The sequence below is a fragment of the Neobacillus sp. NRS-1170 genome, from assembly GCF_050468025.1.
On sequence record NZ_JBITPF010000007.1, the window covers coordinates 1 to 15,551 of the forward strand.

The following is a 15,551-nucleotide window of genomic DNA, read 5'->3' on the forward strand; positions in this document are numbered from 1 at the left end:
TTGACGGGGTGCAGTTCAAAAATGAGTTTGTGTTTTACTTTATCAGCCAGTATTACGCAATCCGGCAGATATTCCACTTATGGTTAGTAATACTTCAGTTAAAAGTTCATCATTCGGCTCTTCCTGTTTACGTAATTCCTTGATTAACTCCACCTGTAAAAAATTCAATGGATCAACATATGGGTTTCTTCTAAAAACTGAATCCTTAATGTTTGGTGTGTGGTCCAGCAATTCTTTATCGCCCGTAATTTTCAATAAAATTTCTTTAGTTTTTACATATTCTTCTAATATATTAGTGAAAATCCTATCAGCAATCTCTTTATCTTCAACAAGTGTTATATACTCCTTGGCTGTCGTTATATCTGCTTTCATTAATGCCATTTGCAGATTATCCACGGTAGATTGAAAGAATGGCCATTTTAAATACATTTGCTTTAGTAGCTGCATATTTTGCTCACTTCTTGAAGCAAAGCTTTCTAAACCTGTTCCTGCAGCATACCATGCTGGCAGGAGCTGGCGGCTTTGTGTCCAGGCAAAAACCCATGGTATCGCCCGCAAATCTTCAAATCGTCCGCGATTTTTTCGACTCATTGGTCTAGAGCCAATATTCAAATCACCTAGCTCTCTTAATGGAGTAGCTTCGTTAAAGTAAGTCAGGAAGTCAGGGTCGCCAAAAACGAGTGATTGGTATTTGCCCAAAGCAGAGCTTGAAATTTCTTCTATTGCTTCTTCCCATATTAGTTCCCTAAGTTGCCCTTGTTCCGCTTCATTCGAAACGTGTGTTGCTGCCTGCAGTAAAGTTGAGGTTGCCTGCTCTAGACTGCGGTAAGCGATATCCTCAAGTAAATAACGGGCAGATAACACTTCTCCTTGCTCCGTAATTTTAACCCCATCTCCAATGGTTTCGGCTGGCTGCGATAAAATGCTTTTATTTAAAGGACCGCCCCCACGGCCTAAAGACCCTCCTCGGCCATGGAAAAATTTAAGACCAATTTGATACCTTTTTGCCATTTCATGAATTTCGATTTGCGCTTTATATAGCTTCCAATTCGCGGTTAAGGTACCACCATCTTTGCTTCCATCTGAGTAGCCCAGCATAATTTCCTGCTGATTCCCAAGGATTTGCAAATGATTACGGTAAACAGGCATTTCAAAGAGTGTCTCCATTATCTTAGGTCCTGAGGTTAAATCATCAATGGTTTCTAAAAGTGGAGCAACATTTAAATGACTTTCCAACGTCCCATCTGAATGAAGCCTATAGATGCCTGCTTCTTTTGCCAATACCAGAACCTCTAATAAATCGCTAGGTGATTTTGTCATACTGACCAGGTAGACAGAAATAGCCCGTTTACCGAATTCTTCATGTGCATTCTTAATCATTTGGAATACTTTAATCATTTCTTGCGTTTCTTTAGAATAATCCTCATTTAATAAAAGAAGTGGCCGCGGATCGATTAGAATACTTTGAAGAATTTTCAACTTTTCTTCTTCTGCTAGTTCAGCGTAATTTTCACTAATCCGGACCTTTTTCAATATTTCTGTAATCGCTGCTTCATGTTCTCCACTGTGATTTCGGATATCAAGTGTAGCTAAATGGAATCCAAACATCTGTACTTGACGAATCAGTTTCTGAATTGTTTTTAATTCATGGGCAGCTGGATGATGTTGTTTGAGACTATTTTGAATCAAGTATAAATCTTTTAATAATTCATCAGCAGTTTTATAGCCGATAACTGATTTACCAACTTGCTTTACCCGTTCAATTATGATCGCAAAAGCACGACGATATGCTTCCGTTTTTACTGGCCATTTTTTATCATCGGTTAAATAAAAGTCCTCTTTTTCCCCGAGATAATTTAGGAGTTCGCGGCTTACTTCAACCCTTGTAGTAGAATGGCTATATCGCTTCATTAAATCCACTAAAACAGCTTTATATTTTTTTAGAACTAGCCTTCTTTGCCTTAGTAATGTTTCCCATGTTATATCATGAGTTACATTTGGGTTTCCATCACGGTCGCCGCCAATCCATGAACCGAAGCGAAGGAAATTTGGAACCTGCCATTCGGTTTGTGGAAAATTTGTTTCCAAGCTTGCTTCCAATTCACGATGAATTTCAGGGAGCACATCAAAAAGCGTTTGGTCAAAATAATACAAACCATTTCGAACTTCATCCATAACCGTTGGTTTATAATGCCGTAATTCATCTGTCTGCCAAAGGATGGTCACTTCATTAAATAAACTCTCCTCGAGCTTATTTCTTTCTTTTTTTGTTAGCAAAGGATGATCAAGATTTTTTAATATTTCCGCGATTCTTTGTTGAATCTCAAGAATCGACCGCTTTGTTGCCTCGGTCGGATGGGCAGTGATAACAAGTTCCAGGGACAATGTATCCAAAACATTTTGAATGGTCTCTTCTTCAATATCCTTTTCTTTAAGTCTTAAAATTGCACTTTCAATTGAATCAGGTTGGACACTATTATCGTCTTGAAGTTGGTATTGTCTTCTTCTCCGAATTCGGTGATTCTGTTCCGCCGCATTGATTAAATGGAAATACATTGAAAATGCACGGATGATTTGTTTCCGCATTGGAGTGCTGAGAGAAGCTATTTCTAGTTTTAAGGCCGCATATTCTTCTTGGCTATAGTCCGTACGAAGATTTTTGCACATCAGCCGTATTTTTTCGACTTTGTCAAATAACTCGGTTCCACCATGGTTAATAAGAATTTCACCTAGTATTTTCCCTAATAATTTAACATCGCGACGTAATGGAAGACTGCTGTCATTTAGTTTCAATTCGGTTGCCACACCTTTTCACCTTCCCTTTCTGTGATTCGGTAAAATTTTTATTTATTAATATAACATATCTTTAATAGGATTGTTCAAAAAATGTTTTCTTTTTTTTCAAAAAATAGAGAAAAAATTTTTAATATAAAAAAACCCGTAAAATACAGGTTTTTTTTTCATGCGCGTTAGCTTATTTTTCTTTATCAAATACAAGGACATACGTTTTCCGATCATCATCGTCATAGGATACAACCACGGAAATAATTGTTTTATTATCATCCTCTAGCTGGATTGTTTTGTTTGTACCCCCTTCAATTTTAATGGAAGAACTACTGTAAGCAGCTGTTGAGTTAATCGTTATTGTTTTTACATCACTTGCAACCGCAATATGGTAGGTAAATTCATCGGACGAGAAAGTACTGTCCCAAGTACCTGTGGAAACAGATAAGGCTGACAGCTTGGCCTTTGTTGTTTTTTGAACAGTTCCAGAACTGTTGCTTACCTGTTGCAAGGAAGGTTGAATAGAACTGCTTCTGTTATTTTGTGCTGAAGGGCTCATTTGTGAACCGTTCATTTGTGAATTCGTCGCTGAGGCTTTCGTTACATGAATGGTATAGGTTCTTTGCTCACCGTTTTCCGCAGTTACAACAATGGGAATATCCGTCTTCCCAACAGGAAGTTCTATTTTAATCCCCGTTTCATTCATTGCAGCTCCATTCACGCTAATAACAGATGTACTTTCGATCGCAGAAGCTGTGACAGTAATCGATAAAACAGCGTTTGTTACATCGATGTCATAATCGGTTATCATGGAAGAAAAAACTGGTGACAATTTTCCTGTTGATAGTTTAATATCTTTCAGTAGGTTATTATTATTTTGTTCTCTTGTGACCGTTAGCGTATAGGTTTTCGTTGTGTGGACTCCATCATTAACCGTAATTGTGAACGTATTTTCACCCGTTTGAAGCGTAAAAGGGGCTTCATTTCCATCTGCCAATGATTTGCCATTGATGGATATGCTCGAGGCTGGATCATCACTTTCGGCATGGAGTGTAATTGTTTTAACATCATTTGCAACAGCAGCAGTATATTCAAAGATTTCTGCAGAAAAATCTTTGTCCAGGGTTATCCCTTTTATCTCTAATTTGGAAAGTGAATTTGCTTCGACTTGTGCAATACTTTCGGCTGATGCGGTTGGTATATAAGAAACCGTCCCCAAACTAACCAATGAGACCACAAGCATTGCGTAAATACCTTTTTTTTGTATCATTTTAAGCATTGTTAATCCTCCTATCTGCTTTCCTATTGGAAATGGAATTTGGACTAACTGTAACACTTGATGCTTAAGTTTATCTTAATTTTTGAAAAAAAATGCCGCAAACTGTTTAAGCCAGTTTGCGGCATTTTGGTTATCTCTGTTTGAATTCCTCTAATTTTGAAGAGATGGCTGCAGTTGCCTCTTCATCTGAAATTTGAATTGCTTTTTTAAAAAGAGAATTTGCTAATGAACCCATAGGACCAGTGGCATTTATGTCAAGAAAGCCTGTTATGCGAGTCTTATTCTTATTTAATGCATTTGCTTCAAAATACCCTTCTCCAATGCACTTTTCGTTCTTACGCCTTAATTCAAAGCTTACTTTTTTTGGTTCATTCCACTCTTTTATATCAATTAACAGAGTAACCTTTTTTTTCACTATACCGAGGTCGCTCTTAAACTCCCAGCTGATAAGTCGCTCATTGATATTTTCATGCAAGATATAACCTGGTACAAGTGGGGCCCAATTATTCGAATCTCTTATGAAATCCCAGATGACTTCGATGGGGATATCTAGTTCTAAATGTTGGAGTTCGCTTGGCATTTGTATCCCTCTTTCGTTTTCAAAGTAAAAGACCTTCAAGTGGTTGAAGGTCTTTTTTTTAAATATATATGTTTTATTTTACTGAGTATGTCAAAAGAAACTGGCTGATTCTTTCAGCCGCTTCATATAGCCGGTCATGCGGCTGAACCATGGCAATTCTGACATAGCCTTCCCCTTGTGTACCAAAGGCATCACCAGGAATGACCGCCACACCTGCTTGGTCAATTAATTCAAAAGCAAATTCCCTTGACTTCCATCCTGCTGGTATTTTTGCCCACACAAACATCGTTGCTGGAGACTTCGCCACCTGCCAGCCGCTTTTTTCAAGCCCCTCTACCAAAGCATCACGACGGATTTCATACTGTCTTGCTTGATCTTTAAGAAATGAAAAATCAGAAGTTAAGGCCTTGACCGCAGCTTTTTGAATCGGATAAAAAATCCCATAATCGATATGTGATTTAAAAGAAGCCAAAATATTAATTACTTGTTTATTTCCAACCACATAACCAATTCGACAGCCAGCCATGTTAAAAGTTTTAGATAGTGAGTTAAATTCAATACCGACCTCTTTTGCCCCTGGTACTGCCATAAAACTAATTTGTGGGTTTTCATCAAAAATCAATTCTGAGTAAGCAAAGTCATGTACAATTAAGATATTATGAAGCTTAGCAAAGCGAATTATCTCTTCAAAGAAGCTTTTATCAGCAAGAGCAGTTACCGGATTCCCGGGATAACTAATAATCATCATTTTTGTTTTCTTCAATACTTCTAAAGGAATATCTTCAAGTTTGGGTAAAAAGCGATTCTCAGCCAATAATGGCATGGGATAAATAACCCCTCCAGCGATGTTGACACTTGCTTCATAGATTGGATAGCCTGGGTCTGGTACTAGTACGTAATCACCAGGGTTTATGATTGCTGAGGCTAAATGGGCCAGCCCATCCTGAGACCCCATTAATTGCAGGACTTCACTGGCAGCATCAAGGTGAACTGAATAGCGCTCTTTGTAAAAATACGTGACTGCTTCGTGAAATTCTGGAATGCCCTTTAAAGTATATCCGTAGGTTCTAGGGTCTTTGGTGAATTCAACCAACGTTTCCATTACAAACTCTGGCGGTGCAAAATCTGGACTGCCAACACTTAGATCAATGACATCCTTCCCATTCTTAATCGCTTCCTGTTTTCGTTCCGCAATTTCTTGAAAAATACTTGATGACATTTTTTGAAGCTTTTCCGATGCAACAATATTCATAGCACATTCCCCACAATTCATTTTCTATTTGAATTTTTCGTAGAATAATAATTTTATTTATTTTAACATATTTCAGATTATAACAATTCACCTACAAATTAACCATTGATTATTATCGACTCATATTTTAAGATATTAGGATAGGTTTGAATATTCGGAAAAGTCACTGAGGTCATTGGGGGTTGCTGGAGTTGAAATTCTTTCAATTTGTTTTATTTTTCCTAGGATTAACTTTTTTTGCCTTAGGAAATGCAATAGCCGTTAAAGTAAAATATGTGGGACTGCACCCATGGGAAGTACTTAATGTAGCACTTTATCAGCATTTTGGATTAACGATTGGCACTTGGGGAGTAATTTGCGGACTCTTGCTGATCCTCGTTTCTTTGTTTGTTGATCGAAGATATATTAGTATAGGGACAATTTTAAATGCCTTATGCATTGGTCCGATTATGGACTTTTTCCTTTGGCTGGATATACTGCCAAAAGCAACAAATACTTGGGTTGATTATTTAATCCTTCTATCCGGAGTTGTCATTACCGGAATTGGCGGCGGAATGTATGTAGCGGCTGGGATTGGTGCCGGGCCGCGGGACGGCTTTATGCTCTCCATTTCTGATAAATCAAAGTTGTCGGTTAGTCAAGCACGAATCATCGTTGAAAGCCTTGTTTTAGTTATCGGATTCCTTTTGGGAGGTCCTATATTTATCGCCACTTTTATTTATACCTTTATCCAAAGTCCTGTTTTTCAACGTTCATTAAAGATTTTTAAAGGATTAGTAGCATCTATCCAAAAAAAGAGAAATCCCACTCAAAAAGGGATTGTCATATAACACAAACCCAATTCAAGCCCTCACCATTTTATGTGAGGGCTTTTGGTTAATGCTTAAAGGATTATGACCAAACCTCTTCGAGAATTTCTCTAAATAATTCATCGAGCATTGGTGTGATGTCTTCTTTCGATACGGATAATGTTTTCGTATAAACCTCTATGCGATTGATTTCTTTTTCGATAAATTCATTAATAGCCGTAACTTTTGGTTCAAGATTTAGCTCGTCACCCTTTATTTTCCGCACTAATAATGTATTGATTTCGTCTTTCAACTGTCCTTCTTTAAGAAGGTCTTTAACCAATTCCTGAAATTCATTTGGTGGCACTGTATTATACTTTTCAATCCATTTACATGCTAAAATCGGCCTTAATACATAAAAGTATTTCTTGATCTTTACATGTTCACCTTGAAGATAATCTCGGTAATTTCCCTTTGCCATATTTAAATAATGATGAAGAGCCGATTGCGGTAAAAATACTTTGTTTTGAATATCCCTCATTTTTTTCACTAATGAAAAAGCTTGATAATAAACAATTCCAGAATGGAGCCATTCCATAAGCGGCGGGTTAGACTTTTTAAATAGTCTTAAAGCCTTTCGAATTTCCCATCCATTAATATCAAGTAGTTCATTGATTGGAAGCTCAATCACATCTCGTTTTTGGTCAATCGACAAATACCATTCTTTTTTATGGACATATATAAACCTGACATCGTAATCACTGTCCTTGGAAGGAAACCCCCATGCCCTACTCCCTGATTCAACCGCATAACAAATTTTCACATCATACTGATTTTCGATTCTATTAATTTCTTCAAGAACCTTCTCTCTCAACTTAATCTCTCCTTAAACCATTCCTTGTCCATAGACGTTGACAAAAATCGCGATAGTCCTGATGGAATCGTTGAACCCAATGCCCCTTCTTCCCAGGTAATTTGTGGCCTTCAAAAGAGAAAATAGGGACTATCTCTTGAATGGAATTGGTTACAAACATCTCGTCGGCATCAAGTGCTTGTTCTAGAGTATAAAGGCCCTCTTTTACACTTAGGCCCATCTTCCCTGCTAGCTCCATTACAAATTGACGTGTTATGCCATTTAAAATACCAGTGCATAAGGCTGGGGTATGGAGTTCCTTGTCTTTAATCCAAAAAATATTGGAGACAATTCCCTCAGCTAAATAGCCATCCGCGGTTAAAAAGATTCCTTCTTGCTCAGGAGAAGGCCCAATCTCTCTTTTTGCCAGCAAATTATTCATAAAATGATGGGATTTAAGACGACCTTCCCCCTCTGGGGTGTTACGTTTCAGCTTTAGAAGGCTGGCCCTTTTTTCGAATAATTCGCCTGCGGGTGGCAGCTCTTTTGGAAATATAATAAGGTTTGGCTCCATAAAGGGTTCTGTCTGCAGCCCAATATCCCCGGAACCTGCTGAAACATTTAAGCGGATATATGCATTTGTAAAATTATTTTTTTCTAGTAAGGCCTGCAGAATATTATTTGTTTCCTCTCGATAAAAGCGATATTTAATGTTAAGAACACTTAATCCATAATTAAGCCGCTCTAAATGATCGTCTAAGAGAAATGGATGCCCATCATAAACACGAAACGTTTCAAAGAGGCCCAGCCCATATAAGAAACCATGATCGAAGGGTGAAATCAATGCAGCTTCTTTTTCCACCATTTGACCGTTTAAATAAATTAACATATTAATTTACCAATTGAACATTTCGATAATGTTGGACGAAATTGCGCAATAACTCTTTGCCGCATGTAGTCATGATTGATTCCGGGTGGAACTGTACCCCTTCTATCGGAAGCTCTTTATGTCGAATCGCCATAATTTCGCCTTCCTCTGTCCATGCTGAAATCTCAAAGCAATCAGGCAATGTTTCTCTTTTGACGATTAAGGAGTGATATCTCGTAGCCTGGAATGGATTGGGCAGCCCTTGAAAAATGGTTTTTCCGTCATGATACATTTCGGATGTTTTACCATGCATGAGCCGTTCTGCTTGAACAACTTCCCCGTTAAAGGCCTGAGCAATGGCTTGATGCCCAAGACAAACACCGAAAATAGGAGTACGTCCTGCAAAAGCGTGAATTGCCTCCAAACTAATCCCAGCTTCATTAGGACTGCACGGCCCAGGTGATACCATTAAAAATCCTGGCTTTAAAGAAGCTATTTCTTTAATCGTGGTTTGATCGTTTCGTTTCACGACTAACTCTTCTCCTAGCTCTCCTAGGTATTGAACTAAATTAAAGGTAAAAGAATCATAATTATCTATCATAAAAATCATTGCTGCTCACCCTTCTGCCATTTCTTTTGCTTTCCATAACGCGGCTGCCTTCTTCAGCGATTCTTTATATTCATGCTTAGGATTGGAATCAATCACGATTCCCGCGCCAGCTTGAACATGTGTCATACCATCCTTTACAAGCATCGTTCGAATAATAATGTTTAATTCTAAATCCCCGCTAAAATCTATCCAGCCAAGAGAGCCTGTATAAATTCCCCTTCGAACAGGCTCAAGCTCTTCTATTATTTCCATGGTCCTTACTTTAGGTGCACCCGTTATCGTTCCTCCGGGGAATACAGCGTCAATGATATCAAAACTTGTTTTATCATCCGCTAATTCCCCCCTTACATTTGACACGATGTGCATCACATGAGAGTATTTTTCGATCACCATAAATTCATCTACTTCCACAGTTCCGTATTTGCATACTCTCCCAAGGTCATTCCGCTCAAGGTCGACAAGCATCACATGTTCTGCTCGTTCCTTGTCATTCTCGATTAATTCATTGGCAAGATGGATATCCTCTTCATGGTCCTTCCCTCTAGAACGGGTTCCAGCAATCGGCCGTGTGCTAACTTCAGCTCCACTCTTTTTCACTAAAAGCTCCGGCGAACCACTTACGAGCTGAAAGTCTGGCGTATGAAAATACCCCATATATGGAGATGGGTTTAAAGACCTTAATTGTTGGTAAACATCAATCGCTTCTACTTGCAGCGGTTTGGATTGGCGCACTGCGAGATTGACTTGGAACACATCCCCTTGTGCGATATATTGCTGAATCTGTTTGACTGCTTCTTTAAATTCTTTCTCCGTCATTGAAACCTCTAAGTGATTGTTGTCAATCTCCCTGTCCCTTGATCGTGGGGGCGCAGATGTTTCCTGAAGCCAGCGGCTTTCCCAAACAGAAAGCTTCTCATCGATAGTCCGATCATTCTCAGCCAAAAACATTAACCATAAAGCATCATTTTCGTGATCAAATACAAACCATTCTTTAACGATAAAAAAGCAAATATCAGGTGTATCTAAATCATCCTTCGCTAATTCTGGAAGCTTTTCAATATAACGAGCGTAATCATAGCTTATGTATCCAATCGCTCCGCCTAAAAAACTTGGGAGACCATCTATTTTATCGACGTGATACTTATCCATCCAGTCCTTTAATAAATAAAGGGGATTTCCTGTAATTGATTCTGTACCGTTCTCATTTATTATTTCCAACTGATTATTTTTCCCTTTCATAATTGTTTCAGGATCAAAGGCTGCAATGCTATAACGCCCTCCACGTCCGCTTTCTAATAAAACGTGATACTTACTGTTTTGAGCGAATGTACGAAATTGGTGGAAAAACCTTTCATATGAATAAGGGATTTTTTTACTATATACATGAAGTTGCGGCAAATCATTCACTCCTATCAAATTCTCTTTATTCATCATACTTTAACAAAATATAAACTTAAACATTCACTTAAGAATTATTTTGTGAATGTTTTTTTATTGTCTGAAATAAGAAGGATAAATTAGTGCTTCTGTGGAAAAAAAGTTAATAAAATGAATCGTTAGAATTATTCGAATTTTAGGATTTAGGGGGGCTTTTGATGAGCAAAGAATCAATATTGGTTATTGAGGATGAAGAAAAAATTGCCAGGCTGCTTGAGCTTGAACTTGAGTATGAAGGATATAGCGTTACGAAGGTGATGGATGGTTTGGAGGCATTTGAAGCTTATCGGACTGGTAAATGGGATTTAGTTTTATTAGATGTCATGCTACCCGGCTTAAGTGGAATTGAACTGCTCCGCCGGATTCGATTAAATGATAAACAAACTCCTGTTTTATTATTAACGGCAAAAGGATCTGTAGAGGATAAAGTCTCAGGTCTTGATTACGGGGCAAATGACTACATAACTAAGCCCTTTCAAATTGAAGAAGTTCTTGCGCGAATTCGTGCTGCCCTAAGAATCAAAATAGTAAAAGAAGTTGAACAAAATTCATTAGAAACCGATGTCTTGACTTTAGCTGATTTAAAAGTTAGTCAAAAAACGCGTGAAGTACTACGCGGACAAGAAACCGTCGATTTAACTCCTAGAGAGTTTGATTTGCTCGTTTATTTACTAATAAATAAACGTCAGGTATTAAGCAGGGACCAAATTTTAGAAGCTGTATGGGGTTATGACTTTATGGGAGATACAAATGTTGTTGATGTGTATATTCGGTACGTAAGGAAGAAAATAGACCTTCCAAATATGGCAGCCTTAATTCACACTGTCCGTGGAGTCGGTTATGTATTAAAGGAAGCCAAATGAAGCTAAGCAGTAAAATCAATTTGTCAACGGCTGTCTTGTTTGCCTTCCTTTTAATTATCATGAATTTTTCGGTGTATATTTCTTTTAGCAAATTACTTCTTGACAGTGAAATAGAAACTGCAAATAGGGAATTAGATAAAACAGCAGATGACATTGGGAAGTCATTCGGTTCTGTTCCGGATTTGGATTTGCTCCGCTCTTATGTTCCTATCGACGGAATGATCAGATTTGTTCCAAAAGATAACCAACGAATCATTTCAGTGACAAGTTCAACTGAAAATAAACTTAAAGATAAAAATACGAAATTTTCCGATACGGAAATCAGTCAATTCATTGAATATCAAAATCAATCCTATATATTTGAATCGATGCCCATCATAATGTCTAACGGTAATGAAGGGAACCTTCAAATTATAAAAAGCATAAAAACAACCACAAATAATTTAAACATTCTTCGCCTTGTTCTCATCTTGGTTACATTTCTTGCATTGGTTCCAGTGGTTGTCTCCAGCAGGATTTTAAGCAAGCTGATCACCATGCCGGTGACCTCGATGATCAAAACAATGACCGAAATTAGGCAGAGCGGCCGCTTTAAGCGCCTAATAATCGAGGAAAAATCAAAGGATGAGCTCTATCAAATGGGGAAGACCTTCAACCATATGATTGATTTGCTTGAAACTAATTATGAAAAACAAAAGATGTTTGTCTCAAATGCTTCCCATGAATTTAAAACCCCTTTAACAATCATTGAGAGCTATTCCAGCCTATTAAAAAGAAGGGGTTTGGCTGATCCCAAAATTTTTAACGAATCAATTGAAGCTATTCATTCAGAAGCTATTCGGATGAAAGACATGACCGAACAGCTATTATTACTTGCAAAGCATCATGAACAATGGAACATTCATAAGGCAGAAATAAATCTAATAAATTTTTTAAAACAATCAATAATTACTTTTCGGAATGCTTACAACATTGACATTCACTATGCCGATGAAAATGATGGCGAGCCACCATTAACTGTACTTACTGATGAAAAAAAATTAAAGCAGCTATTATTTATCTTTCTTGATAATGCTCGAAAATATAGTGATGACACGATAAAAGTTGCTTCAGGAATTATGAATGGTGAGGTATATATCAGGATAATGGATCGCGGTATAGGGATGAGTACTGAAGAACTGACAAAGGTTTTTGATCGCTTTTACCGAGTCGATAAGGCCAGAAATAGAAAAAAAGGGGGGGCTGGCCTGGGACTCTCTTTAGCAAAGGAAATCGCAGACGCCATAGATGTAAGGCTTCAGCTTGATAGCAAAGAAGGAGTCGGAACCACTGCTGCTCTTTTTCTAAAAAAGTAAGAAAATAATCATTTTCTCAGCATTTTCTAATTTTCATATAAGAAAATAAGAGTATGCATATGTGGTGAGGTGGAAAAATGAAGAAAAAAGGATGGAAATGGCTGATTCTTTGCGTTTTTTTGGCAGGAGTTATTTTTATAGGCTGGAATAAGCTTGGACCTTCAAAGGCGAAAGCTGAATTTCTAACAGAAAAGGAAGCGCAAATACTCGTTGAAAACCGATACCAGGGAACAGTCACACAAATTAAACTGGCAGGCAAGCAATATCATATGAAATTAGAAAAACAAAAATTTCTTTATCTGATAAAGATAGATGCCACAAACGGTAAAATATTATTTTTACAGAAATTGGATAATAAAACAATACTCCCTGATGAACCGTCTTCAACAGGTTTATCGGAAGAAAAAATAAAAGCCATCATCCTAGCTGAGGTAAATGGGACAATTGCGTCTTTAGAAAAGTTGGAAAGCAATGGAAGTCCTATTTACAAGGCTGTTGTCACTACAGAAGGCAAACAGACAACGATAACCGTAAATGCCTTAACAGGCTCAATCCTCTCAACCGAAGCAATCAATATTAATGAACCCCCAAAGAGTTTAACTGAATCAGAGGCCGGGCAGATTGCCATTACTCAGGTGAAGGGAATTGTGGACCATATTTGGCTTGAAACAAAAGGAGATGTCACCTATTACCTGATTAAAGTAAAATCACAAAACGGTCAAGAGGCTGTTGTCCAAGTACATGCCATAACCGGCAAGGTCCTATCTGTAACTTGGGATGACCGCAAAAAAGAGGATGAAAACAATAAGGTCGATAGTAAAGCTGATGATGATCAAAAAATAGACGATAAGAAAAAAGATGATAAAAAAGACGATAATAAACATGATGATAACTGATAACGCCCACGAGAGAAACAATAACAACTATTCTCATTATTTTCTAATGTTTCTCTTCCCTATCCTCTAATCTTCGCTGGATATTCTATCAATGTAGAAACAAATTTGAAGGAGGAATTTACAATGAAAAATAAGATTATTGTTGGGGCGGTATCTGCATTATTAATTTTGGGTGGTGCGGCATTTGCAAGTGCATCAAAAAATGATACTCGAGCCGATGACTCGAATCATCAGGATGACAGTAAAAGTAAAGTCAAAACAAGTGTAAATGGGCAAAAGGTTGAAATTGAAACAGAGCATGGAAAGACTTATATTAAGGTAAAGTCCGATGATAGTAATGGTTCACTGTCTGCCAATAATAGCGTGAATAATGACAATAAAACAATGGATGGAGCACATCAAAACAGACATAGCGGCGATGACGATAATAAAACCGTTGATGGCGTACATCAAAATAGACACAGCGGGGATGATGACCAAAAAGCTGACGATGGAACACACCAAAACAGACACAGCGGCGATGATGACCAAAAAGCTGACGATGGGACACACCAAAACAGACACAGCGGCGATGACGATAAGAAAACAGAGGATGGCGCACATCAAAATCGACACAGCGGCGATGATGATAACTAATATCATAAAGCAAAAAAAGAAGCCCCATCCATGTGGATGGGGCTTCTTTTTTTGCTTTATGATTTTTAGGTAATGCTATAATAGTATTTATTTAACTTATCTATTAATTCTATAGAACCCAATCGACTTTTTATATAGGTGGCGTTTAGGCATGGATTTGCATCAGTTATATGTTTTTACAAAGGTTGTGGAGCATAAAAGCTTCTCAAAAGCAGCTGAGGATATTTTTTTAAGCCAATCAACGGTAAGCTCTCATATTCATTCATTAGAAAAAACGCTGAATGTTAACCTATTTGACCGCGTGGGAAGGGAAATTGTCCTTACTCCCCATGGCGAACGTTTGTACCAGTGGGCACTAAAAATACTATTCTTAAAGGAGCAAGCCTTGCTGGACATAAATCGAGGAATGACAGAGTTACGGGGAATGATTCGAATGTCAGCCAGTTCTGTCCCAGGACAATATCTTGTACCTAAGATGGTCAAGCGATTTAGAGAGCAATTTCCTAATGCAACATTTCATATTAACCAATCCTCTTCCAAATTTGTTGCTGAACAGGTGCTTAATGGTTCTGTTGATATTGGGATATTAGGTGAAAAATATGAAAATGATAAGCTCCATTTCATTCCCTTATTAAAAGAAAAATTAGTCCTTGTAACTTCAAATCAAGTGCCGCTGATGGAAAAGATGACCATAAAGACCATCACTAAATATCCCTTTATTATGAGAAATTCTGCTTCAGGGACTAATGCGACGATAGAAAGAGTTTTAAAGAGGAATAAAATTCAAAAAGAAGACATGAATATAATAACTTATACCGACAGTGTCCAGAGTATTATCCAATTTGTGATGCAGGACATAGGGATATCTATTATTTCAGAAGTCGCAGCCAAGGAACATGCAAAGCATAATTCCATTAAAATATATGAACTTGATGATTTCACGGAAGAAAGGTATTTCTACCTCGTCTATAATCAAAATAGAACCCTATCAATGATTTCAAAATTATTCATTGATGAAGCAGCGAAATTAATTTAATAATACCTGCAAACAGAATGAAGCCCATATCCACGTAATGGATAGGGCTTCATTTTTTAGTCGTAAATACGTTTGTCATTGAATTAGGAAATTTTCTTAAGCTCTTTCGTTAACTTTAGGAATAAATCTTTATTCCCGTCTTGTAATGTTTGGTCGATTTCCTTGCGGAGCTTTTCCCTCTTAAATTCTTTAATGGCATTGTTTAAAAACATCTCTGCAACAACAGAATCTGTATTTTCATCAGAATGTTGTGGTGAATTTAGCAATTTCTTTTCCATGGAAATCAACTCCTTGAGCTTTTTTTTATTATACTA

The 15,551-nt window shown here is 37.5% G+C and carries 15 protein-coding genes; 6 read left to right on the forward strand and 9 right to left on the reverse strand.

Annotated elements, in window-relative coordinates; genetic code table 11:
• Positions 1 to 42 precede the first annotated feature (42 nt).
• The 4 genes from ppc to ACIFOT_RS02010 form a co-directional block, all read right to left on the reverse strand.
• Complete coding sequence (ppc, locus tag ACIFOT_RS01995; protein WP_430061158.1) at positions 43 to 2,805, reverse strand: phosphoenolpyruvate carboxylase; 2,763 nt, start codon at positions 2,803 to 2,805, stop codon at positions 43 to 45.
• Between the two features lie 169 nt (positions 2,806 to 2,974).
• Positions 2,975 to 4,063, reverse strand: coding sequence for a cadherin-like beta sandwich domain-containing protein (locus tag ACIFOT_RS02000; RefSeq protein ID WP_430061160.1), 1,089 nt, complete (start codon positions 4,061 to 4,063; stop codon positions 2,975 to 2,977).
• Positions 4,064 to 4,193: 130 nt separating this feature from the next.
• Entirely contained in the window at positions 4,194 to 4,643 is a 450-nt protein-coding gene (locus ACIFOT_RS02005; RefSeq protein WP_430061162.1) for a CoxG family protein, read from the reverse strand.
• A 73-nt stretch (positions 4,644 to 4,716) separates the two neighbouring features.
• Complete coding sequence (locus ACIFOT_RS02010) at positions 4,717 to 5,895, reverse strand: LL-diaminopimelate aminotransferase (RefSeq protein ID WP_430061163.1); 1,179 nt, start codon at positions 5,893 to 5,895, stop codon at positions 4,717 to 4,719.
• Positions 5,896 to 6,080: 185 nt separating this feature from the next.
• On the opposite strand from ACIFOT_RS02010, the gene ACIFOT_RS02015 reads away from it, so the two are divergent.
• Positions 6,081 to 6,725: a YczE/YyaS/YitT family protein gene (locus tag ACIFOT_RS02015; protein ID WP_430061212.1), complete on the forward strand. Its 645-nt coding sequence runs from the start codon at positions 6,081 to 6,083 to the stop codon at positions 6,723 to 6,725.
• 61 nt (positions 6,726 to 6,786) lie between these two features.
• On the opposite strand, the gene ACIFOT_RS02020 is transcribed toward ACIFOT_RS02015, so the two are convergent.
• The 4 genes from ACIFOT_RS02020 to pabB are packed head-to-tail and all read right to left on the reverse strand — an operon-like array spanning position 6,787 to position 10,412.
• Entirely contained in the window at positions 6,787 to 7,557 is a 771-nt protein-coding gene (locus tag ACIFOT_RS02020) for a nucleotidyltransferase domain-containing protein (protein ID WP_430061164.1), read from the reverse strand.
• Between the two features lies 1 nt (position 7,558).
• The gene (gene pabC / locus ACIFOT_RS02025; protein WP_430061166.1) at positions 7,559 to 8,425 is read right to left on the reverse strand and encodes an aminodeoxychorismate lyase; all 867 of its coding nucleotides are present in this window, start codon (positions 8,423 to 8,425) and stop codon (positions 7,559 to 7,561) included.
• 1 nt (position 8,426) lies between these two features.
• Positions 8,427 to 9,014: an aminodeoxychorismate/anthranilate synthase component II gene (gene pabA, locus ACIFOT_RS02030; RefSeq protein WP_430061167.1), complete on the reverse strand. Its 588-nt coding sequence runs from the start codon at positions 9,012 to 9,014 to the stop codon at positions 8,427 to 8,429.
• Positions 9,015 to 9,020: 6 nt separating this feature from the next.
• The gene (pabB, locus tag ACIFOT_RS02035; RefSeq protein ID WP_430061169.1) at positions 9,021 to 10,412 is read right to left on the reverse strand and encodes an aminodeoxychorismate synthase, component I; all 1,392 of its coding nucleotides are present in this window, start codon (positions 10,410 to 10,412) and stop codon (positions 9,021 to 9,023) included.
• A 197-nt stretch (positions 10,413 to 10,609) separates the two neighbouring features.
• Here pabB and ACIFOT_RS02040 point away from each other — a divergent pair, with 197 nt between their 5' ends.
• The 5 genes from ACIFOT_RS02040 to ACIFOT_RS02060 all read left to right on the forward strand — a co-directional run bounded on the left by ACIFOT_RS02040 (position 10,610) and on the right by ACIFOT_RS02060 (position 15,237).
• On the forward strand, positions 10,610 to 11,314 hold the full coding sequence (locus tag ACIFOT_RS02040) for a response regulator transcription factor (RefSeq protein WP_430061171.1): 705 nt from the start codon (positions 10,610 to 10,612) through the stop codon (positions 11,312 to 11,314).
• A complete protein-coding gene (locus tag ACIFOT_RS02045; RefSeq protein WP_430061173.1) occupies positions 11,311 to 12,669 on the forward strand; it encodes an ATP-binding protein in 1,359 nt (452 codons plus the stop codon). Before ACIFOT_RS02040 ends, ACIFOT_RS02045 begins: the two co-directional genes overlap by 4 nt.
• Before the next feature lie 77 nt (positions 12,670 to 12,746).
• Positions 12,747 to 13,565 (forward strand): PepSY domain-containing protein, encoded by an 819-nt coding sequence (locus tag ACIFOT_RS02050; RefSeq protein WP_430061175.1) that lies wholly within the window; start codon positions 12,747 to 12,749, stop codon positions 13,563 to 13,565.
• A 105-nt stretch (positions 13,566 to 13,670) separates the two neighbouring features.
• Complete coding sequence (locus ACIFOT_RS02055; RefSeq protein ID WP_430061177.1) at positions 13,671 to 14,201, forward strand: hypothetical protein; 531 nt, start codon at positions 13,671 to 13,673, stop codon at positions 14,199 to 14,201.
• Positions 14,202 to 14,352: 151 nt separating this feature from the next.
• A complete protein-coding gene (locus ACIFOT_RS02060; protein WP_430061179.1) occupies positions 14,353 to 15,237 on the forward strand; it encodes a selenium metabolism-associated LysR family transcriptional regulator in 885 nt (294 codons plus the stop codon).
• Positions 15,238 to 15,320: 83 nt separating this feature from the next.
• Here ACIFOT_RS02060 and ACIFOT_RS02065 read toward each other — a convergent pair whose 3' ends face one another.
• Positions 15,321 to 15,515, reverse strand: a complete 195-nt coding sequence (locus ACIFOT_RS02065; RefSeq protein WP_430061180.1) for an IDEAL domain-containing protein — start codon at positions 15,513 to 15,515, stop codon at positions 15,321 to 15,323.
• Positions 15,516 to 15,551: the final 36 nt, after the last annotated feature.

Excerpts from the sequence above, each read along its gene's own strand:
- ACIFOT_RS02000 (WP_430061160.1), bottom strand. The coding sequence starts at position 4,063 with ATGCTTAAAATGATACAAAAAAAAGGTATTTACGCAATGCTTGTGGTC.
- ACIFOT_RS02005 (WP_430061162.1), bottom strand. The coding sequence starts at position 4,643 with ATGCCAAGCGAACTCCAACATTTAGAACTAGATATCCCCATCGAAGTC.
- ACIFOT_RS02010 (WP_430061163.1), bottom strand. The coding sequence starts at position 5,895 with ATGAATATTGTTGCATCGGAAAAGCTTCAAAAAATGTCATCAAGTATT.
- pabC (WP_430061166.1), bottom strand. The coding sequence starts at position 8,425 with ATGTTAATTTATTTAAACGGTCAAATGGTGGAAAAAGAAGCTGCATTG.
- pabA (WP_430061167.1), bottom strand. The coding sequence starts at position 9,014 with ATGATTTTTATGATAGATAATTATGATTCTTTTACCTTTAATTTAGTT.
- ACIFOT_RS02040 (WP_430061171.1), top strand. The coding sequence starts at position 10,610 with ATGAGCAAAGAATCAATATTGGTTATTGAGGATGAAGAAAAAATTGCC.
- ACIFOT_RS02045 (WP_430061173.1), top strand. The coding sequence starts at position 11,311 with ATGAAGCTAAGCAGTAAAATCAATTTGTCAACGGCTGTCTTGTTTGCC.
- ACIFOT_RS02050 (WP_430061175.1), top strand. The coding sequence starts at position 12,747 with ATGAAGAAAAAAGGATGGAAATGGCTGATTCTTTGCGTTTTTTTGGCA.
- ACIFOT_RS02060 (WP_430061179.1), top strand. The coding sequence starts at position 14,353 with ATGGATTTGCATCAGTTATATGTTTTTACAAAGGTTGTGGAGCATAAA.
- ACIFOT_RS02065 (WP_430061180.1), bottom strand. The coding sequence starts at position 15,515 with ATGGAAAAGAAATTGCTAAATTCACCACAACATTCTGATGAAAATACA.